General features: G+C 60.0%; 20 protein-coding genes. 12 read left to right on the forward strand and 8 right to left on the reverse strand.

Annotation, left to right across the window (positions count from 1 at the left end):
• Window positions 1-6: 6 nt before the first annotated feature.
• Entirely contained in the window at window positions 7-1,092 is a 1,086-nt protein-coding gene (locus AC1RN6_RS19995) for a glycoside hydrolase family 88 protein (protein ID WP_493007179.1), read from the reverse strand.
• A gap of 463 nt (window positions 1,093-1,555) precedes the next feature.
• On the opposite strand from AC1RN6_RS19995, the gene AC1RN6_RS20000 reads away from it, so the two are divergent.
• Window positions 1,556-2,572 carry a LacI family DNA-binding transcriptional regulator gene (locus AC1RN6_RS20000; RefSeq protein ID WP_493007180.1) on the forward strand — a complete coding sequence of 339 codons (1,017 nt, stop codon included), beginning with the start codon at window positions 1,556-1,558 and terminating at the stop codon, window positions 2,570-2,572.
• 401 nt (window positions 2,573-2,973) lie between these two features.
• Window positions 2,974-3,207, forward strand: a complete 234-nt coding sequence (locus tag AC1RN6_RS20005; RefSeq protein ID WP_493007181.1) for a hypothetical protein — start codon at window positions 2,974-2,976, stop codon at window positions 3,205-3,207.
• Window positions 3,208-3,303: 96 nt separating this feature from the next.
• On the opposite strand, the gene AC1RN6_RS20010 is transcribed toward AC1RN6_RS20005, so the two are convergent.
• The 3 genes from AC1RN6_RS20010 to AC1RN6_RS20020 form a co-directional block, all read right to left on the reverse strand.
• Window positions 3,304-5,685, reverse strand: coding sequence for a TonB-dependent siderophore receptor (locus AC1RN6_RS20010; protein ID WP_493007182.1), 2,382 nt, complete (start codon window positions 5,683-5,685; stop codon window positions 3,304-3,306).
• 103 nt (window positions 5,686-5,788) lie between these two features.
• A complete protein-coding gene (locus tag AC1RN6_RS20015; protein WP_493007183.1) occupies window positions 5,789-6,772 on the reverse strand; it encodes a FecR domain-containing protein in 984 nt (327 codons plus the stop codon).
• Window positions 6,762-7,274 carry a sigma-70 family RNA polymerase sigma factor gene (locus AC1RN6_RS20020; RefSeq protein ID WP_493007184.1) on the reverse strand — a complete coding sequence of 171 codons (513 nt, stop codon included), beginning with the start codon at window positions 7,272-7,274 and terminating at the stop codon, window positions 6,762-6,764. Before AC1RN6_RS20020 ends, AC1RN6_RS20015 begins: the two co-directional genes overlap by 11 nt.
• A 577-nt stretch (window positions 7,275-7,851) precedes the next feature.
• Between AC1RN6_RS20020 and AC1RN6_RS20025 the strand changes: the two genes are divergently transcribed.
• From AC1RN6_RS20025 to AC1RN6_RS20040, 4 genes are all read left to right on the forward strand, one after another.
• Window positions 7,852-9,021 (forward strand): branched-chain amino acid ABC transporter substrate-binding protein, encoded by a 1,170-nt coding sequence (locus AC1RN6_RS20025; RefSeq protein WP_493007185.1) that lies wholly within the window; start codon window positions 7,852-7,854, stop codon window positions 9,019-9,021.
• A gap of 125 nt (window positions 9,022-9,146) precedes the next feature.
• Window positions 9,147-9,677 carry a YgjP-like metallopeptidase domain-containing protein gene (locus tag AC1RN6_RS20030; protein WP_493007371.1) on the forward strand — a complete coding sequence of 177 codons (531 nt, stop codon included), beginning with the start codon at window positions 9,147-9,149 and terminating at the stop codon, window positions 9,675-9,677.
• A 335-nt stretch (window positions 9,678-10,012) separates the two neighbouring features.
• Window positions 10,013-11,146, forward strand: coding sequence for an ATP-binding protein (locus AC1RN6_RS20035; protein ID WP_493007186.1), 1,134 nt, complete (start codon window positions 10,013-10,015; stop codon window positions 11,144-11,146).
• A 145-nt stretch (window positions 11,147-11,291) separates the two neighbouring features.
• A complete protein-coding gene (locus AC1RN6_RS20040) occupies window positions 11,292-11,531 on the forward strand; it encodes a hypothetical protein (protein WP_493007187.1) in 240 nt (79 codons plus the stop codon).
• A gap of 46 nt (window positions 11,532-11,577) precedes the next feature.
• On the opposite strand, the gene AC1RN6_RS20045 is transcribed toward AC1RN6_RS20040, so the two are convergent.
• Entirely contained in the window at window positions 11,578-11,919 is a 342-nt protein-coding gene (locus AC1RN6_RS20045; protein ID WP_493007372.1) for a carboxymuconolactone decarboxylase family protein, read from the reverse strand.
• A gap of 20 nt (window positions 11,920-11,939) precedes the next feature.
• Complete coding sequence (locus AC1RN6_RS20050; RefSeq protein WP_493007188.1) at window positions 11,940-12,713, reverse strand: SDR family NAD(P)-dependent oxidoreductase; 774 nt, start codon at window positions 12,711-12,713, stop codon at window positions 11,940-11,942.
• 159 nt (window positions 12,714-12,872) lie between these two features.
• Between AC1RN6_RS20050 and gcvA the strand changes: the two genes are divergently transcribed.
• From gcvA to AC1RN6_RS20075, 5 genes are all read left to right on the forward strand, one after another.
• Window positions 12,873-13,799, forward strand: coding sequence for a transcriptional regulator GcvA (gene gcvA, locus AC1RN6_RS20055; RefSeq protein ID WP_493007189.1), 927 nt, complete (start codon window positions 12,873-12,875; stop codon window positions 13,797-13,799).
• 45 nt (window positions 13,800-13,844) lie between these two features.
• Entirely contained in the window at window positions 13,845-15,065 is a 1,221-nt protein-coding gene (locus AC1RN6_RS20060; protein WP_493007190.1) for a helix-turn-helix domain-containing protein, read from the forward strand.
• A gap of 78 nt (window positions 15,066-15,143) precedes the next feature.
• Window positions 15,144-15,824 (forward strand): Vgb family protein, encoded by a 681-nt coding sequence (locus tag AC1RN6_RS20065; protein ID WP_493007191.1) that lies wholly within the window; start codon window positions 15,144-15,146, stop codon window positions 15,822-15,824.
• A gap of 150 nt (window positions 15,825-15,974) precedes the next feature.
• The gene (locus tag AC1RN6_RS20070; RefSeq protein WP_493007193.1) at window positions 15,975-16,760 is read left to right on the forward strand and encodes a DUF899 domain-containing protein; all 786 of its coding nucleotides are present in this window, start codon (window positions 15,975-15,977) and stop codon (window positions 16,758-16,760) included.
• A 25-nt stretch (window positions 16,761-16,785) separates the two neighbouring features.
• Window positions 16,786-17,592 carry a hypothetical protein gene (locus AC1RN6_RS20075; protein WP_493007194.1) on the forward strand — a complete coding sequence of 269 codons (807 nt, stop codon included), beginning with the start codon at window positions 16,786-16,788 and terminating at the stop codon, window positions 17,590-17,592.
• Window positions 17,593-17,652: 60 nt separating this feature from the next.
• Here the strand turns inward: AC1RN6_RS20075 and AC1RN6_RS20080 are convergent, their stop codons facing one another.
• Together AC1RN6_RS20080 and AC1RN6_RS20085 are read right to left on the reverse strand one after the other, a co-directional pair.
• Window positions 17,653-18,549, reverse strand: coding sequence for an SDR family oxidoreductase (locus AC1RN6_RS20080; RefSeq protein WP_493007195.1), 897 nt, complete (start codon window positions 18,547-18,549; stop codon window positions 17,653-17,655).
• 39 nt (window positions 18,550-18,588) lie between these two features.
• Window positions 18,589-19,341 carry an SDR family oxidoreductase gene (locus AC1RN6_RS20085; RefSeq protein WP_493007196.1) on the reverse strand — a complete coding sequence of 251 codons (753 nt, stop codon included), beginning with the start codon at window positions 19,339-19,341 and terminating at the stop codon, window positions 18,589-18,591.
• Between the two features lie 169 nt (window positions 19,342-19,510).
• On the opposite strand from AC1RN6_RS20085, the gene AC1RN6_RS20090 reads away from it, so the two are divergent.
• Window positions 19,511-20,416 carry a LysR family transcriptional regulator gene (locus AC1RN6_RS20090; protein ID WP_493007198.1) on the forward strand — a complete coding sequence of 302 codons (906 nt, stop codon included), beginning with the start codon at window positions 19,511-19,513 and terminating at the stop codon, window positions 20,414-20,416.
• Window positions 20,417-20,618 lie beyond the last annotated feature (202 nt).

Consider the following 20,618-nt stretch of genomic DNA (forward strand, 5'->3'; position numbering starts at 1 on the left):
ACGATATTAATATTGAAGGGTATTCTTCAGAGTAATCAGTGATTTCAGATAGTAGTAATCGCCATACATTGTCGATTGGTCGATGCCGAGTCCATGCGGAAGGTCGGCTGTTGCATGAAGTAGCAATCCACCGACGTCAGAGCCATTGCCGCAATGACTTGCGAGCGCCTCCAGCATGCAAGAAGCTTTTTGAAGATATTGTTCATCGTTAGTCAGCATGTAGAGCCGAAGCAGACCGTAACTGACAATTGCGCCGGCTGACGCATCCTTGGGCTGGTCGGCACCAACAGCATCGAAATCCCACAACGGGATGTGGTCGCTGGAAAGACGAGAAACAAACCGCGCGGCAGTTCGCTTTGCTGCGTCAAGATAAGATGGTTCCCCTGTCATCGCAGCCAGCATGGCGAGTCCTGAGATGGCCCAGCCCTGGCCACGCGTCCATGTTGTTTCCGCTGCCAGCCCTTGATAGGTATCGCCCCCAATCGGTGCGCCGGTTTCCGGATTGAACTTATAGACGTGATAGAACGATCCATCGCTGCGTTGATGGTGCTTTAACGTGACATCGGCCTGTCCTCGTACGACTTGCATAAGGCGGTCCTCGCCACCTTGCTCCGCCGCCCAGACCAGCAAGGGCAAGTTCATCAACGTATCGACAAGAACTGAGCCCTTCCAGTCCGCACCACCGAAAAATCCCCATCCAGGTATGAAACCAGCGTTATCGTCATACTGCGCAGCGAGAGCCGTCGCAGCTCTACGCGCCGCGTCACGGTATGTTTCATTGCCCGTCAAACGCCAGCCCTTGACTGCACTGGGGTAGAACATGAAACCGAGATCGTGGTTGTGCGTATCCTGCGCCCTTGCGAGCAATCGGTCGGTGTATGACGTAGCCAGCTTCAGCCAGCGATCCGTGCGTTGCTGCTCGTAGGCTAGCCAGAGGATCCCGGCCCAAAAACCGCCGGTCCAGACTCCATCAGGTGTGCACACCCATCCCGTTTTCTCGGTAACGTGCGGAAAGTCGCTTACCTCCGACGCGATGCGATTCGCACAGCCAAGAGCTCGTGCAATCGCCTGATCAATCCACTCATTACTCAAAATTCACTCCTCAAGTTAGTTGCGGTGCGGGCCGGACCGGCCTGCCACCATCTGCGTAGTGCTGTTTAAAAGATCCTACGAAGAAGCTATCTGGTTGAAACAACTTCGCTTGGTGAAGTCATTACGTCGCACATGACAGATCTCCTTTTGGCGCAGGAAAATGCCTGGGCACCTTACTTCGCGCCATGCACTACACGCCCTCACAAAAGCTGCTCGCTCTACTTCAAGCGAGAAGTTTCTTTTGTGAAATTATTTGAAAATTATAAGAAAATTTTCTGAAAATTTTCTTATAAATATCTTGCTCCGCTCCGTTGCCAATGTCAAGTATGCGGACTTGATCTAGTCGTACCCCATAGAGGCGGTGTATCATTCTGGGATAGTTGGTCCGTAAAACTCAGCATGTAAGTTTGTGAAAATGCTGAAAACACGAGAAACTGAGAATCTTTGTTCGAATTGGAGGCGCATGTTGACATCTACCCATACAAGGGACGCAAAACTGATCGATGTTGCGAAGGCAGCCGGCTGCTCACCTGCGACCGTCTCTAGGGTGTTGAACAACAATCCGAATGTCGGAGAAGATGTGCGACAACGCGTCATGCAGGCTGCGACCGCGGTCGGGTATGAGCCGACGTCATCGTCACGCATCAGTAAGTTGCGATTGGCTGGCGTCGTTATTCCCACACTGAGTCACGCTATTTACGCGACCATGATCGACGGCCTTGAAGCCCGTCTGGCAGAAAAAGATGTCGGCCTGATCATCAGCACCTCACGGTACGATGTCGATCTAGAACTTGAACAGGTCCGCCAATTGTTGGAACGAGGCGCATCGTCCATCATTCTCGTGGGAGCACTGCATCGCCCTCAAACGATAGAACTCCTCGAACGAAGACATATTCCTTACGTCTTTACTTATGCATGCGAGTCTCGCGGTAACGCAGCCGCCATCGGCTTTGACAACCGGAAAGCAGGCAGAATGGGAGCCCGGTTCCTGTTTGACCTCGGTCATCGCAAGGTCGGCATGATCGCCGGACTGACTCAGGACAATGATCGTGCCGCTGAGCGCGTCGAGGGATTCATCGCAGAGTCGCTTGCCTTTGGTTTAGAGAGAAAGAACGTAGATGTCGTCGAGGCTCCCTATCAATTGAGCGCCGGCTATTCGGCCATGGCCAAGTTGATGAGCAACGAAGAGCCGCCAACAGCCGTTTTTTGCGGTAGCGATATATTGGCAGTCGGTGCGTTGAAATACTGTAACCAGAATGGCATTGCCGTGCCCAGCCAAGTCTCTATTCTTGGTTTCGACAATTTGGAGATTGCTCAAATCTCGACGCCAGAACTCTCAACATTGGAAGTACCAGCCAAGGAAATGGGTCGTTTGGCGGGAGATTACGTGCTCGCGTCCCCTGCTCAGCGCCGCCATCTTCATCAACACGAGCTATCGGTCAGCCTCGTCGTTCGAGGAACGACGGCCCCGCTCTCTTAAGTCCGATATAAGCCCCACAAGCCGTTTTTCTACAGGTTATTGGCGAAATCAGTAATTGCTTTTGTCAGCAAGGAAGGTCGTTCTTTAGGGAGCCAATGACCGCACTCAGGGACGACCACACTACCTCGTAAATCGGTAACCAGACTAAGCATGGCGTTGAGTATTTCTTTCATACCTGGAATATTCAAACCGGTATCGCGTTCACCGACTATATAGAGGGCAGGTACGAGTTGAGCAATATCACCTTAGAAGACCTTGCTCTACGTTTTCAGAAAGAACGTTGAAAACGGAACCTTAGATTGGCGCGCTACCTGTAGCACAACGAACGTCTGAAATCGGTCAAGAGCCGCGATCTGCCTCAATCGCTATACTAATCTCAAAATAAATCTGGGGAGAACGAGATGACAAATGCTGAGTGGGACAAAGCACGAGCGGAAATCACAGGCATGAAAGCCGTGCTTTATTCGCTCTGTGCAGTCCAGCCCCCTGAGCAGGCACGCCTTTTTCAGACGCTCCTACAGCGCCAGCTTGACACCATTGAGGAAAATTTAACCCCTTCCGCCGATGCGCGCGAATTCATGGAGCCGACTGTCGCAGTGATTCAAGATTTCATCCTAGTGGCCAAGAAAGACTAGCCGACGTCCGCAATCGGCCAGGAGCGGACATACCCAAAAGAAAAACGCCCGCAAATTGCGGGCGTTTTCATTCACGGCAAAATTAACCGAGTTACATCAGAAGTCCACTTGAGCCGACAGCACGAAAGTGCGGCCGGAAGAAGTGCCGACGTAACCGTTCTGCATCACCCAGTAGTTTTTGTCGAACAGGTTTTCGATGTTGGCGCGGTAGGTCACGACCTGGCCGGCGGCCTTGGTGATGTAGCGTGCACCGATATCCGTACGGGTCCAACCAGGCACCTTCAGGGTATTGGCATTGCTGTACCACATGGAGCCGGTGCGGGTGATGCGGGTATTGAGCGCCAGTCCTTGCAGCCATGGCGCGTCCCAATCCAGTCCCAGGTTGAAATTGTTGCTCGGGATGGCGCCGACATCCTTGCCGTCAGTCGCACCGTTTGCAGTGTGGTACTGCTTGGCGTCAAAGAAAGTGCCGCTGGCGTTGAAACGCAGGCCGCGCATCAATTCGCCATACGCCGTCAGCTCAAGCCCGCGCACGCGATTGCGGCCGTCCTGCGTGGTGTAAGTGACGCCGTTGACGAGCGTGCTGGTACGGCTGGCCTGCTCGATCTGGAACAGCGCCGCCGTCGTTGTCACGCGCCCCCAGTCGGCCTTCACGCCGGTCTCGTACTGCTTGGACTTGTAGGGAGGGAATACCTGATTCGGATTGCCGTCGCTGGCGGAAGTAAAGCCGCCGGTGCTGAGCGCTGCCGTGTAATTGGCGTAGAGCGACAGATTTTCGATCGGCTTGACCACCACGCCGAGTACCGGCGAGATGGCGCTCTTGTTGGAGTTCTGCGGAACGGCGGCGAACGTGTGCGTATACACCTGTTGACGGCGCAGGCCGCCGATCAGGCGCAGGCGGTCATCGGCAAAGGACAGCGTGTCGGTCAGCGCCAGACTGGTCAGACGGGTCTGGCTCTGGGGCGTCGCCTGACCACGGTTGATGGTGACCGTGGGCAGCACCGCGGGGTTGTACAGATTGGACGTTATGCCCGTACTCTGCGTGAGGAAGAAGTAATCGGTCTGCTGGTCGAGCATGTTTGCCCCCAGCATCAGAGTGTGCTTGATGCCTCCCGTGTTGAAGCGTGCACGCATGCCGACATCGGCAGAGGTGGAAGTGACCTTCTGGTCATAGTAACCGTTGGTCAGGACGTTGGTGTCGCCCTGGGCGTTGATGATCGTCGCGCTGGGCCAGCTCTGGGACGATTGCGCCACGTGGTAACCGACGGCGCCATAGGCTGTCAGCTGGTCGTTGATGTCGTATTCCAGACGCGTCGCGACGGCCTTGTCGTCGGATTGCAGCGTGGTGCCCGGATACAGATTGGTCTTGCCCAACGGCGCTTCAGGCATCACCAGACTGCTGATGCTGAACTGCGGACGGAAGTTGCGGGTGTCTTCGTGCTGGGTGTAAGCATCCAGGCTCCAGCGCACGCGGCCGCCGTTGTAGTCCAGTCCCACCGAGCCCATGCTTTGCTGCTGGTTGCTGCCGGACAGGCCGGTGTTGCCGTCGGCGTACAGCGCATTGACGCGGATGCCCCATTCCTGGTTCTCGCCGAAACGACGACCGATATCGCCCTTCAGGCCGAACTGCGAATTCGACAAGTAAGTCGCCGTCACACTGGAGATCGGATCTTCGTGCGCGCGCTTGGAGACCAGATTGACCGCGCCGCCGACGCCGCCGGCCGGACCCATGCCGTACATCAGCGTACCCGGTCCTTTGAGCACTTCGATACGCTCGACCATCGCGATCGGCATGCGGGTCAGCGGCACCATGCCGTACAGTCCATTGAACGCCACGTCGTTGGCCGACATCGTGAAGCCGCGAATCTGATAGCTGTCGCCGAAGCCGCCGTTGCCGTTGGTGTTGCGTACCGAGGCGTCGTTGGCGATGACGTCGCCGATTGCGCGCGCCTGCACGTCCTCGATGCCTTGCGAGGTGTAATTGGTGGTGCTGAACGGCGTGTCCATCACACTGGCCGTACCGAGCACGCCCAGGCTACCGCCGCGGGCGACCAGCCCGCCGGCGTACGGTGCGGTGGGATCGGCGCTTTCTGTAATGGTGACGGTAGGCAGCACGGCGTTGCTGTTGCTACCGGTAGTCACGGCGGTGGCCAGCACGTAGCCGCCGTCGGCATTCTTCACCGCCTGCAGGCCGGAGCCGGTCAGCAGGACCGAGAAGCCTTCGGCCACGGTGTAGCGGCCGGACAGACCGGCAGTCTGACGATCATGAGTAACGGCCGGATCGAACGACAACAAGACGCCGGCACGGCGGGCGAAGTTGTTCAGGACGCGGTCCAGCGGACCGGCCGGGATGTCATACGCCACGCGCTGGCTGTCGACGGCCTGCGCCTGCAGACTAGCGACCGGCATCGCAAAAACGGCCAGTACGGCCAGCCGCGCCAGGGTCGGGCGGGAAGGGAAACGGGTCAGGGTTTTCATACGGTTTTTACGTTGATTGGCAAAGGTGCTATCAGGTAAACCGAACGAGCCAAGAAAACCTGCAGAAAAAATTGAATAATATTTTCGGACCAGATTTCCGGGCTTAAGCGTCAGCGCGTGGACGCAAGGTGATCCAGTAGGAAGTGAAGGTATCGATTTGCACCGGCAAGGTCCGCGCGATGGCGGCCAGGATGCGCGCCGGCTGGCCGAGCGGGAATACGCCGGAGATCGTCAGCCCGGCGATGGCCGGGTCGCAGCGCAGTTTGCCGGGCATGTTGCGGTCCAGTTCAGCCACCAGTTCTCCCAGCGGCATGCGATCGGCGATGATGAAGCCGTCGATCCAGGCCACCGTTTCGTCATTGGCGGGCGACAGGTTGCCGACCAATCCTTGCCGGTTGAACAATGCCTGGCGCCCGGCATCGATGCGGATGGCGCCGGACGCCTCCACAGGCTGAAACTCTACCGCACCCTCGAACACCGCCACCCGCATACCGGCTTCGCTATCGCGTACCTGGAACCGGGTGCCGAGCGCGCGCGCCTGGCCCAGCCGGGTGTGCACGACAAAAGGACGATAGGCGCGGTCGCGTTCGTGGCCCGTGGTAACCAGCACTTCGCCGCGATGCAGGCGCATCAGGCGGCGTTGTTCATCATAAGAGGTGTCGATGGAGGTGGCGGTATTGAGCTCGACCACCGTGCCGTCGGCGAGCACCACATGGCGGCGTTCACCGGCCTTGGTCGAATATTCGGCCATCATCGCCCGCCACGGCACGATATCGCTGCCGCCGGCGACCAGCAGGCCTACGCCCATGGCGGCGCACAGCGACTTGACGGCGAAGCGGCGGTTATTGCGGTGCCGGGTGTCTCCCGCGCCGATACTGCCATGCGCCAGCGCGCTGGGCAGGCTGGCAACACGGTCGCTGAGCGATTGGAGTCGCTGCCAGGCCAGCTCGTGACGCGCCTCTTGCGCGCGCCAGCGGCGGCAAGCTTCGCGTTCGTGCTCGGTGGCGCTGCCTGATTGCAGCTTCACCATCCAGTCGATGGCGACCATCACGATGTCGTCATCCGGTGCGATGGAGTTACTCGCCATACTGCACGCGATAACAGGCGATGAAGGCGCGCTTCATGTATTGCTGCACGGAACTCAAAGAGACCTCGAGACGGAGGGCGATTTCGGCGTAGCCCAGGCCGTCCAGCTGCGACAGCAGAAAAGCGGCCCGCACTTTGGCCGGCAAGGCAGCCAGCATGGCGTCGATTTCATTGAGGGTTTCCAGCACGACCAGCCGCGCCTCGGGTGAAGGTACGTGTTCAGGCGGCAGTTGGGCCAGCATCTCAAGGAAGGCGGCTTCCAGCGCGCAACGGCGGAAATGATCGATCATCAGGCCGCGAGCGATGGTGGCGAGCAGGGTCCGCGCCTCCTCCAGGTAGAAATCGCGGCGCGACACCATGACCCGTATGAAGGTGTCCTGGGCCAGATCGGCTGCCAGTTCGGGATTGTCGGTGCGGCGGCGCAGCCAACCCAGCAACCAGCGATGATGGCCGGTATACAGGCCGGCCACGTCTTGGTGATGAGGTTGAACGGCGGCGGTCATGACGGTAAAAAATAATGAGAATGGTTCTCATTGTAATGTGTAAAGGCTCGCGAGCCAATGCGTCCGGACTCTTAGTTGTTTTTTTCGAACACGCCTATGCAGTCTGCCGTGCGCGCCATACTCCGATTTCCCGCCTGTTCACAACAGCAGTCTGCTGACGACAGCGGGTGGGAAGAAAATGTCCGGCGCACCATCATTCTCGATTTTGCAAAAGTGCATTGTCCGGGGCGGGAATTCTCTTCAATTTCGTTATCGATAAAACTGGAATATTGCGTCCTATCCATACCTATCCGTCTTGAGTGAAGCAGGAGAGGCAGAGGGCAACTGAAGCCTTGGCAAGACCTGAAAAACTTCTGCTCTGCAACTGAGCCCCCTGCGACGCAGCGATTCTACGCGGGTTCGCATCTTGACGATGACGCTGCAAGATGGTGCGTACCGCTCTACCCCGCCGCAACGCTGACCTGTTGAAAACACCAGGGGAAACGCGATTATTTTCCCCATGGATCCGGCAACACTGCGCTAGAATCATTCGGACACGTATCTTGTTTTGATCAAATCAAATAACAGAGGAAATAAGATGCCGCAGAACAAATACGAAGCTCGCCGACGGCTGGTGTCCGGCTTGTTTATTTGCAATGTATTGCTGCCGGCCGCTGCATTTGCCGAAGGCGATCGTATCGCCCAGATCGGTTTTGCCGCGCGCATGCCGGATGTGCTTGCGCAAAGCGCCCGCCAAGGCGCCGCCATGGCGGTGGACGAGGCTAATGAGCAGCGCACCAGAGCCCCGAACGCCATCCGTTTCGAGCTGGTGCCGCAGGATGACCATGGCAATCCCAACATGGCCGCCAACGTCGCCAGATATTTCGTCAAGTCGGGAGTCAGCGGCGTCATCGGCCATTGGAGTTCCGATGCGGCATTTGCTGCGGCGGATATTTATGAGCGGGCGGGCATTGCCCAGGTGAACTTCACTTCCACCAGCAGCGAGCTGACCAACCGCGGCAACCAGACGGCCTTCCGCGTAGTCGGCAGCACTTCGGGCGTGGCAATGTCGCTGGCCGACGCTGCGCTGGATGAGTTGCAGGGGCAACGCATCGCGGTCATCGGCAATGACTCATCGTCCGGCAAGGCCCTGACCGAGGCCTTTATCGGACAACTGACGAAACGCTCGAAGAAGGTGCTGCAAGTCGCCACGGTGGGCGCGACCACGTCGGATTTCAATACGGTGTTGAAATCCGCAACGGACATGCAGGCCGATGTGATTTTTTTTGCTGCATACGTGGCGCAGGTGCCGGCGTTTCTGGCGGCCGTCAAACGACTTAACGTCAAAGCCAGGATTTTGCTCAACACGGGCACCACCAATCAGGATGTTTCTGCTGAGGACAACGGCTATTTGTATGCGCTGGAGGCCGACATCCCGCAGGACCAGTGCCCGTCCTGGAAAACCTTCAATCAAAAATACCAGGCCAGATACGGCCGTGCGCCCAGCACGTACTCGCGCTATGCCTACAACGCGGCCGGTGCATTGATACAGGCCGTTCGCCAGGCTGATTCCACCGATGCAGCGAAGGTAACGTCAGCCTTGCATGGCATCCGCTACAGCAGCCTGAGCGGTGAGATCACTTTCGACAAGGCAGGCAATCGCATCAATCCGCCTTACACGCTCTATCACGCCGAAGGATCCGGCTGGCGGCCGGTGCGTTTTGTCTCCGCCGACAAGAACAGCAACACGCGCTGCGCCAGGCTGTAAAGGTAAACAGACGGGCCGTGAGCCCCTCCCCCGGCCTGTCTGGCGCCACCCCGCCGTGGTATATTGCGCGCCATCCCGTCCTGCTCATCCCGACCGCTGCACTTTGCCGTTTTCTGTCCCTCGCTATGTCATCCCTGAAGTACCTGAGCGCCTATTCCGAACAAACCCGCGAGCAAGTGTCGCAGCTTCTTGCTCAGAATCGTCTGGGTGAGGTATTGCTCAAACGTTATCCGAAGGCGCATGAGCTGCGCACCGACAAGGCGCTGTATCAGTACGTCCAGGACTTGAAAACCGAATACTTGCGCAACGCCGAGCCGATCAACAAGGTCGCCTATGACAGCAAGATTCACGTGATCAATCACGCTCTCGGTCTGCACACATCGATTTCGCGTATCCAAGGCGGGAAGTTAAAGGCCAAGCATGAGATTCGCGTCGCCAGCTTGTTCAAAGAGGCGCCGATGGAATTTCTGCGGATGATCGCCGTCCACGAACTTGCGCACATCAAGGAAAAGGAACACGACAAGGCTTTCTACAAACTCTGTTCTTATATGGAGCCGAATTATCATCAATATGAATTCGATCTGCGCCTTTATCTCACGGAACTGGATGTGTCCGGGCGGCGTCTCTGGAACACGGAGAAACCGGAACGCCCATGAGCCCGGGCGGCCATCGCCTGAAGCGCGCAGGCAATATCCGTCATCGCCTCGTCTCAGAATCATTCAAATTGACGTACACTCATGCCACAACATCAGCCACAAGATGCTGTGAAGCAACAAACATAATCCCTCTTTGTTGAATCATCTCTGTCGCGCCGCCCTACCGCGCACATTGATTCAACCTGCATCGAATCCAGCCATCCTGCGTGTGACCGGAGCACACAAACCTGGATTCAATTCTTACCCGCTATTCCCCCATCACCGTTTCCTGTGCCTGATCGCGCAGGCGGGAAAACGTTTAAGCGCTTGTGCGCAATGCGTCACGAAAGACCGATATGAAACTTTACTATTTCATCTTCAAACACATGGACGACATCCTGGCGGAGTGGCAACGGTTCGTGCATGTCTTGTCGGGTGACGCACAGGAAAAACCCGACCTGGTCTTGCGCAACCACGCACGCGAAATCCTTCAGGCCATCGCGGTCGATATCGAGACGTTGCAGAATCCCGAGCAGCAACAATTGAAATCGCAAGGGCTGGCGCCCGGATTGTATTCGCAGCGCAGCGCCGCTTCGATACACGGCGCCCTGCGCCAGGCCGGCGATTTTTCCTTGCTGCAGGTCAGCGCCGAATACCGGGCCTTGCGCGCGACCGTGTTGCGTCTGTGGTTGCCGCAAGTCGAGACAATGTCCGGTGAGACCATACAGCAGATGGTGCGTTTCAACGAAGCCATCGACCAGGCGCTGAGCGAATCGGTGCTGACGTTTTCTGCGCGTGCGGATCACACCAGAGAATTGTTCCTGGCGATTCTCGGACACGACCTTCGCGCACCGCTGACCACCATGGGACTGAGCGGCGACTTGATGACGCACGCCGTCTTGCCCGCAGAGAAAATCAGAGAACTGGGCGCGCGCATCAAACGCAGCGCGCGCATGATGAATTCCATGGTCGACGATCTGCTGGGCTATACGCGAACGCAGCTGGGCAGCGGCATGCCCACGCTCTGCCTGCCGACCGATCTGCTTGATGTGTTCCGCTCGGTGGTGGAAGACGCCGCCTCCATGCACCCCAGGATGCAGTTCGAGTTGCACACCGACGGCAACATGAACGGTTCTTTCGATGCGGTGCGCATGCATCAGCTGTTTTCCAATCTGCTGCTCAATGCCGCGCAGTACGGTACCGCCGAACGGCCCGTGACGCTCGATGCAAGGCGCGACGACAGGGGGATTGTCGTCAGCGTCAAAAACTACGGCACAGAGATCCCGTTCGAATCGCTGCAGTCCATCTTCAAGCCGCTGGTACAACTGCCGACCGAATCCGACAATGACGGACGCCCCAGAACCAGCCTCGGCCTGGGACTTTTCATCGCGCGCGAAGTGGCGCTCGCCCACGGCGGCAGCATCAAGGTGGAGTCGAGTACCGAATCGGGGACGATCTTTACTGTCGAGCTGCCTGCAAATCGCCCTTAACGTATTACCTCACGCCACACCGCAAGACACATTTTGCAGATCCGGAAGCTTGACGAAATGCAACTGTAAAAACATGCATCAGCTGCCTTGCCGATCACCGGATGGCGAACGATACTGGAGATGACCTATTCTTCACGGCGGGCATATGGAGCGATCGCACGATGCGTTGACGATGCAGATGCTGCATTGGATTGAACAAGGCAAACCGTCTTACTCTGAAGTCCTGGAAGTCTGGAAAAGCACCTGCCCCCGGCTGACGATATGGGAAGACGCCTGTGCTGACGGCTTCGTTGATTCTGCTGCGGGCATGTCGGGCATGGTCTCGCTTACCGAGAAGGGACGGCGCTTTCTTTCTCATCTGTCGCCGTCGAGACCATCTTCATAATTCCTAAGACGGCCATCCCGGTATTGCACCCGCATTCGCCCTTCGCTTACGCCTGTTCCAATGCAGCGTAAGCGTCCAGCACGCGCGCCGAATACGTGACGGCTGCACCGGCGTTCAATGCAATCGCCACACCCAGTGCTTCGGCGATTTCTTCACGCGAGGCACCGTGCTTGGCCGCCGCTTGAGTGTGCACTGCGATGCAGCCATCGCAACGCGTCGTGACGGCGACGGCCAGTGCGATCAGCTCATGCGTTTTGGCGCCGAGGCGACCGGTTTTGGCGCCGGCGCCATCAAGGGTCTGCAAGCCGCGCACGACATCCGGACTGAGTTTGGCGAGATCGCCGACGCGCGCCAGCAGTTGGTCGCGATAGCCGTTCCAGCTCATCATCATGTGTTATCCCTCTGTAATTAGTTACGGCCGGCAGTGACGCCACCATCCACCGGCAGGACGGTGCCGGTAATCCAGGACGCATTGGTCGACGCCAGGAACAGCATCGCTTCAGCGACGTCGCCAGGCTGACCATTGCGGCCCAGCGGGTGGAAGCTGTTGAAGGACGGCAGCGTTTCCTTGACCTGATCGTCGGTCATGAAGGTGTTGTAGACCGGCGTCTCAACCACGGCTGGCGCGACAGTGTTGATGCGAATGTTCAGTGGCGCCAGCTCCAGCGCCAGGTTGCGCGTCAGCGCATGCACGCCAGCGTTGGCTGCGGAATAAGCCGCTGACGGCGTCGCACCGATGGCTTGCAACGCCCACAGCGAGCCGGTCTGGACAATGGCGCCGCCGCCGCGCAGTTGCATCGCCTTGGCTGCAGCCTGCGCCATGAAGAATTTGCCTTTGAGAATAGTATCGAGGAACCAGCTGTATTCCTGCTCATTGACGTCGAGGAAGGCTTTCGGCTTGAACACGCCTGCGTTGTTGATCAGGATATCGACGCCGCCAAAGGCTTCCGTGGCGGCAGCGACCAGCGCCTGCGCAGTTGCCGGTACGGCGATGTCGCCCGCCACGTAGCGCACTTTGGCGCCGCTGGCGTCGATCTCTTGCGCCGCCTGTTTCAGTTTGGCGGCGTCACGGCCGCCGATGACTACCGATGCGCCGGCCAATACCAAACGTTTGGCGACTTCTTTGCCGATACCGGAGCCGCCGCCGGTAATGATCGCGACCTTGGAAGAAAAACTATGCATTTGATGTATCCTTTTCAGAGTGAATGTGTGCCTGTTCCGGGAGAGAAACCCGCTCAATCAGGCTGATCTGTTGCAGTGACGAACACAGTATGAAATTTCGGCAAGGCGTCGGCAAATCAGTTATTCCATCGCATCGACAAAGAAAAACTATCTCGTTAAATGAAATATCCCGTCTACCTCAACGCCCTGCGCGCCTTTGAAGCAAGCGCCCGGCACCAGAGCTTTTCCGCTGCGGCGGCGGAGCTCAACGTGACGCCCGCAGCGGTCGGGCAGCAAGTGCGTGGATTGGAGGAATGGCTGGGCGCGCCGCTGTTCTTGCGTAGCAGCAGCGGCACTGCGCGGCTGGTGCCGACCGATACGGCGCAAAAGGCCTTGCCGGATATCCGTGCCGGCTTCGACCGTCTGGCGATCGGACTTGGATTGCTCAGGGAAGGCTCAACCAGCGGCGTGCTGACGGTGACGGTCAGTCCGGCGTTTGCCGCCAAATGGCTGTTGCCGCGCATTGAAGCGTTCCAGCTGGCGTATCCGGAAACAGATCTGCGTCTGGACACCAACCTGAAGACGCTGGACTTCCTGGCCAATGGCATTGACGTCGGCGTACGTTACGGTTCCGGCGAATGGCCGGGGCTGACGGCTGCAAAGCTGCTGGAGGAAGAAATCTATCCGGTCTGTTCCGCCGATTATCTGACGCGCCACGGCACCCTGCGCGATCCCTCCGCGTTGGCCGGCCACACGCTGATCCACGATCTGTCGATGCAAAATGATCCCGGCTTTCAGACCTGGCGCAGCTGGCTCGATGCCGCAGGATTTCCCGGCGTCGAGTCGGAACGCGGCCTGCAAATCAACAATTCCGCCGCGGTGCTGCAAGCTGCCATCGACGGTCACGGCGTTGCGCTGGGGCGCAGCGTGATGGTGCGCGACGATCTGGCCTCCGGTCGTCTGGTACGCCTGTTCGAGACTATCTCGTGCACATCGCCGCTGGCGTATTACGTGGTCTCGCGACCGGAATGTGCGAGCTTGCCGCGCATCGCAGCCTTTCACGAATGGCTGCTGTCGGAAGCCGGCGCCATGACTGCGCCGCGATAAATCCGCGATGTCCGCGGGCGTCAGCTCGCGGTGTATGCTCTCGCCATGGATTCCCTGATCGCCGCCTCTGCGCGCGCGCTCGCCGCCGGCGATGCGCTAGGCGCTCTCAAACACGTCGCCCTGCGCGACGACCCGCCGGCGCTGGCCTTGCGCGGCATCGCCATGGCCCAACTGGGCGAGCTGTTGCGTGCACGCGAGCTGTTGCGGCGCGCCGCGCGCGGTTTCGGTGCGCATGAAGAACTGGCGCGCGCCCGCTGCATCGTCGCCGAGGCGGAAGTGGCCCTGGCCGAACGCGATATCGGCGGTTCGCCGCGTGCGCTAACCGCGGCGCTGGCCACACTGGAGGCCCATGCCGATCGCGCCAACGCCTTGCAGGCGCGCCTGATCGCAGCACGCCGTCTTTTATTGCTGGGCCGCCTGGAAGAAGCCGAAACCGCGCTGGCGCCGCTCGACGTGCGCGGCCTGTCGCCGTCGCTGGCTGCCGTCGCCGAACTGACGGCAGCGGAACTGGCGCTGCGCTCCTTGCGCATCGGGCCGGCACGGCAAGCGCTTGCGCGCGCACAGCAAGCCGCAAGCCATGCACGCGTACCGGCGCTGCAGGCCGAAGTCGCCGATGCGCAAGCCACGCTGGACCGCCCCGCCGCCCGGCGTCTGTGTGCAGACGGAGAACAAACCCTGCGGCTGGATGAAGTGGCTGTGCTGCTGGCTTCCGGCACGCTGGTGGTTGATGCCTGTCGTCGTGGAATCTGCGTCGGCGCCGCCTGGCAATCGCTGGCGCGGCGGCCGATACTGTTCTCGCTGGCGCGTGCGCTCGCCGAGGCCTGGCCCGGCGAAATGACGCGAGAAGATTTGATCGCCTGCGCCTTCCGCACACACAATCCTGACGACTCGCACCGGGCGCGCCTGCGCGTCGAAATCGGCCGTCTGCGCGCGCTCATCGCCACGCTGGCGCAGATTGAGGCGACCCCGCGCGGCTTCGTTCTCAAACCGCTCGATGGCCGGGCCGTGGCGGTGCTGGCGCCGCCTATCGATGGCGAACAGGCATCGCTGCTGGCGTTGCTGTCCGACGGCGCGGCGTGGTCGACCTCGGCATTGGCGCTGGCCCTCGACGCCAGCCAGCGCACCGTGCAGCGCGCGCTGGCCGAGCTGGAAGCCGAAGGCCGCGTGCGCTCAATCGGGCGGGCGCGCACGCAACGCTGGTTGTCGCCGCCGCTGACGGGATTCACGACAATCTTGTTACTCCCCGCTGCGCTGCCGATGGAATAAAGTTGTCTCAAGTTGTTTTACAGCGTCGGTGAACGGCGCTAACCACACGACAGACAAAAGTAACTGAAGGAGCCGACGATGACCCGCAAAAACAGCAAAGACAGCCAAGCCGAGGTAGCAACCCAAGCCGCCGAGATCGTACGCGAATATGGTCCCTTCCCCGGCACCGACCGCGTGGCCGGCGTGACACATGACGGCCGCCAGGTCTGGGCTGCAACCGGCGCCGCGCTGATCGCTTTCGACCCCGCCAGCGGTGAAGCCACGCGTACGCTCACTCATCCCTGCGACGCCGGCACCGCCTTCGACGGCACCTACCTCTATCAGATCGCCGAACAGCGCATCGACAAGATCGATCCCGCCAGCGGCAAGGTGCTGGCGTCGATCCCGGCGCCGGGCCACGGCGGTGATTCGGGGCTGACCTGGGCCGAAGGCAGCCTGTGGGTAGGCCAGCATCGCGACCGCAAGATCCACCGGATCGATCCGGCCACCGGGAGCATCATCCGCACTATCGATTCCAACCGCTTCGTCACCGGCGTGACCTGGGTTGACGGCGAGCTGTGGCACGGCACCTGGGAAGCCGAAGAAAGCGAACTGCGCCGCATCGATCCCGATACCGGCGCCGTGCTGAAACGGCTGGCGATGCCGCCCGGCATCGGCGTCAGCGGCCTGGAATCGGACGGCGCCGATCTGTTCTACTGCGGCGGCGGCCTGAGCGGCAAAGTGCGCGCGGTGCGGCGGCCGAAGACCACCGGCACCTGATCCCAAGCTCTCAGGACGCAGGCATGTTCTGCTGACGCCCGCTTCCATTTCATCCATCAACAGCGATTCATCCGCCTCACGGCAGGATCGTGCACGTCCATCGACAAGCTCATCTGCAACTTCAATGATTCTTTAACTCAGGAGAACATCATGAACCGCATCAACGACAAGGCAGTTACTCAACACCACTCCATCGTCTCCGCCGAACAATGGCTGAGTGCACGCAAGACATTGCTGGCGCGCGAAAAAGAACTGACCCGCCTGCGCGACGAGATCGCCTGCGAACGCCGTGCGCTGCCATGGAAACGCGTCACGAAGAACTACGTCTTCGAGACGCCTTCAGGCCGGCGTACGCTGGCTGAACTGTTCGACGGCCGCAGCCAGTTGCTGGTGCAGCACTTCATGCTGGGGCCAGGTTGGGAACAAGGCTGCCCGAGCTGCTCTTTCATGGCGGACCATGCCGACGGCATGAACATCCACCTGAAGCAACGCGACATCACACCGGTGGCCATCTCACGCGCACCGCTGGCCGAGATCGAACGTTTCCGCCAGCGCATGGGCTGGCAATTTCCATGGGTCTCATCGCATGACAGCGATTTCAACTTCGACTTCGCGGTCAGCTTCACGCCGGAAGAACAGGCCGGGGGTGAGGTTTATTACAACTACGGCACGCGCTTTTTTCCGGCGAGTGAAGCGCCGGGCGTCAGCGTGTTCTACAAGAACGATGACGGTGAAGTGTTCCATACCTATTCCACCTACGGCCGCGGCGTGGAAGTCATGATCGGCGCCTACAGCATGATGGACCTCACGCCCAAGGGCCGCGACGAAGGCGACGCGGCTCACAAGATGGAATGGGTCCGCCATCACGACCGTTACGAATCGAGTGCGGCTAAACCGGCGGCGATGAGTGGCGCATGTTGCCACTCGCGCACCTGACGTCGCCTGAACGCGCGGGCATCTCATGTCGGCATTCTGGCCATGGCTGGCGGTGGCAGGCGCAGGCGCCCTGCACGGATTGAATCCTTGCAGCGGCTGGATGTTCGCCGCGGCATGGAACCTGCGCTCGCGCAACCGGCTGCAGGTTTTGCGCGCGCTGATGCCCGCGCTGATGCCGATCGCCGCAGGACACGCCGCTTCGGTCGCGTTGGTGGCTGTTGCGGTGGCGCTTGGCATGGAGATGGACCACATGACGTGGAAAGTCGCGGCGGGTGTGTTGCTGGCAGCGTTGATATGGTTTGCCGCCTATCGCTTGTCAGGGCACAAAGACAAGCCGGCCCGCACACCGGCAACACATGCAGGGCTGGCGCTCTGGTCCTGCCTGACGTCCACCCTCCATGGGGCGGGCCTGATGCTGGTGCCGGCGCTCGTGCCCTTATGTCTGAGCAATACACCGGCGCGCGAGATCACGGCATCCGGCTCGTTGCTGCTGGCGCTGGCAGCGGTGTGCGTGCACATGGCCGCGATGCTTGCCGTCACCGCGGTGATGGCTGTTCTGGCGACCGCTGCCGTCACTTACCGGCCACGGCACATCATCACCGAACTCGCCGCACCCATCACCGGCAGGCAGAACACCAGCAGGAAGAACGGCAGCTCTTCGGCAAACGAGCAGCCGGCGCCGTACATGCCCATTGCCATGTTGACGGCGGCGGCTGCAAACCACAGCGCGCAGAAGACCATGTACAAAGCACCGTCGCTTGCGCGCAGGTCACACATGCTGCGGCCGAGCAACAGGCTGGTCCATAAGGCGAATCCGCCGAGAATTACTTGAACGCTGTGCATGTCAATCTCCTCCACTCAAGGCAATGGGTCTGCAATCAATCAGGCGAAGTCAGGCGATCACTGCGGGATGCAGCAGGTCGTCGATGCCGATGCGCTGGGCGAATTCTTCGCGCACTCGCTCGGCGACATCGGTCACCGCGCCCGCGCCGTCGTCGATGAAATCCACCACCGCGCGGAACGGACGCTGACCGGCGGGCAGGTTGACAATGCGCGTCATCTCATCGGCGACAGCTTGCGGATCCGCATCGGCGGGCGACAATGCCGATAACCTTGCACCGACCTGATCCATCAATCCGGCATAACGCGCATAGGCGTCAGCCGTCCGCTGATCGGCAGGTTTGCCCGCGTTGGGGAAGTGATCGGTGCCATGCGTGAATGCACCCGGCACCATGATCGAGGTTTCGAGGCCGAAGCGCGCCAGCTCATACGATTGCGTCACGGCGATAGAATCCATCGCCGCCTTGGCTGCGGCGTACGGCCCCATGAACGGCGGGAAGCCGCCGCGCACCGTGGTGCTGCTGACCCACAGCAGCAAGCCCGACTGGCGCTCGCGCATGTAAGGCAAGGCAGCGCGGTTGACGCGTTGCGCGCCCAGCACGTTGGTGTCGAAGACCTTGATCATTTCTTCCGGCGTGAAGGCTTCGGTCGGGCCGACCACCAGATGGCCGGCGTTGTGCACGACCACGTCAATGCGGCCTTGCTCGCTGATGATTTTCGCTGCGGCGGCGTCTGCCGACTCTTGCGACAGGACGTCCAGCTCAACCGCGCGCACGTCGAGGCCGCGCGCAAAGCTCCAGTCCTGCAATTCACGCACCTTGGGCGCGTTCCTGCCGTTGATGTCGCGCATGCTGGCGTAGACCGCGTGACCGGCTTGCGCCAGCGAACGCGCAGTAAGGTTGCCGATGCCGGCCGATGCGCCGGTGACGAGGATGACTAATTTGTTCATGATGGTTTCCTTGTTAGACGACCTGGGTTGAGCGCAGATTTAGACGAGACCGCCGTTTGCGCGCAGCGTCTGGCCATTGATCCAGCTACCGGGAGCCGCTAAAAAGGCCACGGTCTTGGCGATATCATCCGGCGAACCCAGGCGCTCCAGCGGAGCGGCCTTGGACAAACGGTCGATAAGTTCCGGCGTCTTGCCGTTCAGGAACAGCGCAGTGGCGGTCGGTCCCGGCGCGACGGCATTGACGGTGATCTGCTTGCCGCGCAGTTCCTTGGCGAAAATATTGGTCATGACTTCGATCGCGCCCTTGGTGGCGGCGTAGACCGCATAGCCCGGCATGGCGAGACCGATCACGCTGGTCGAGAAGTTGACGATGCGGCCGCCCTGTTGCAAGCGTGTGGCAGCAGCACGCATGGTGTTGAAGCTGCCCTTGAGGTTGACCGCGATCAGGCGATCGAAGGTGGCGTCGTCGGTGTCAGCCAGCATCGGCAGGTTCGGCGGCATGATGCCGGCGTTGTTGACCAGGACGTCGACGCGGCCGAAGGCGGCGATGGTTTGTTCGAACAGGGCCTCGACCGCCTTGGAATCCGCGACATCGGCCTGGATGGCGATGGCCTTGCCGCTGCCGTTACCCTTGTCGGCAGCGATGGCGTCGACCACCTTTTGCGCTTCTGCTGCATTACCGGCGTAGTTGACGACGACGGCGTAGCCTTCCCGAGCGAGTTGTCTGGCGATTTCAGCGCCGATGCCGCGTGAGGCGCCGGTGACGATGGCGACTTGTTGTGCTTGTTCCATGATGTGCTCCTGATAGTGGTGAGTGAGTGAATGAGTGAGTTTGTCTCGCGGTGACCGCTGTTCAGCAAGTCAGTGAAGCCATTGTGGACTCTGGTTGGTTTTGGATAAATATGCTTAAATTGCTATCACTATTCAAAATTTGCCAACAATAGGCACAAGGCTGGCCGCAATGGATCGTTTCGACGCAATGCGCGTATTCACCCGTATCGTGGAATTGGGCAGCTTCACCAAAGCCGCCGACGATCTGCACATCCCGCGCGCCACGGTGACCCACACCATCAAGCAGATGGAAGCGCGGCTGGGCGTGCGGCTGCTGCAGCGGACCACGCGCCAGGTCAGCACCACGCTGGACGGCAACGCCTATTACGCGCGCTGCGTACAGCTGATGGCCGATCTGGAAGAGACCGAATCGGCCTTCAGCGCCGCCGCCTCCAATCCGCGCGGCAAGGTGCGCATCGACTTGCAGGGCTCGCTGGCAATGCATTTCGTCCTGCCGCGGCTGCCGGAGTTCTGCGCACTGTATCCACAGATTGAGCTGGAAATCGGCATGGGCGACCGCGCCGTCGATCTGGTGCGCGAGGGCTACGACTGCGTGCTGCGCGCCGGCGAACCGCGCGACTCCAGCCTGGTGATCCGGCGCGTGGCGCGCCTGCAGCAGGTCACGGTCGCCAGTCCGGCCTATCTGGAAAAATACGGCGTGCCGGATTCGCTGGAGAGCTTCGGTGCGCATCAGGCGGTGAATTACTTCTCGTCGGTCAGCGGCAAGATCCTGCCGTTCGACTTCTTCGCCGATGGTGAAACGCACAGCATCAGCCTGCCCGGCCAGGTCGCCGTCAGCCATGCGGAGGCTTATGTCAGTTGTTGCGAAGGCGGCCTGGGGTTGGTGCAGCTGCCGCGGTATCACGTGCAGCAACAGCTCGCAGACGGCCGTCTGGTCGAGGTGATGGCGGCATTTCGCCCGACGCCGATGGCGGTGTCCATCCTGTATCCGCATCAGCGGCAGTTGTCGCGGCGCGTGCGCGTGCTGGTGGACTGGATGGCTGATCTGATGCGTCAGGGCGAGACGGCCGCCTGAGTCCGTCCTCACTTATTCCGGTTCCTCTTTCCCTTTGCTACTGCAGCTGCTATTCCCCAGCGGAAAATTGACGTTGCCAATCTTCACTTCAACTTATATGATGTACGACAACATATAAGTATGGACAGGCCGGCTAACCGCCAAGGCCTGCCGACCCCAGGAGACAGCCTCACCCTCTTTGCGACATGCCGCACCGGCATTG

It is taken from the genome of Herbaspirillum sp. GW822-FHT03A08 (assembly GCF_058801885.1).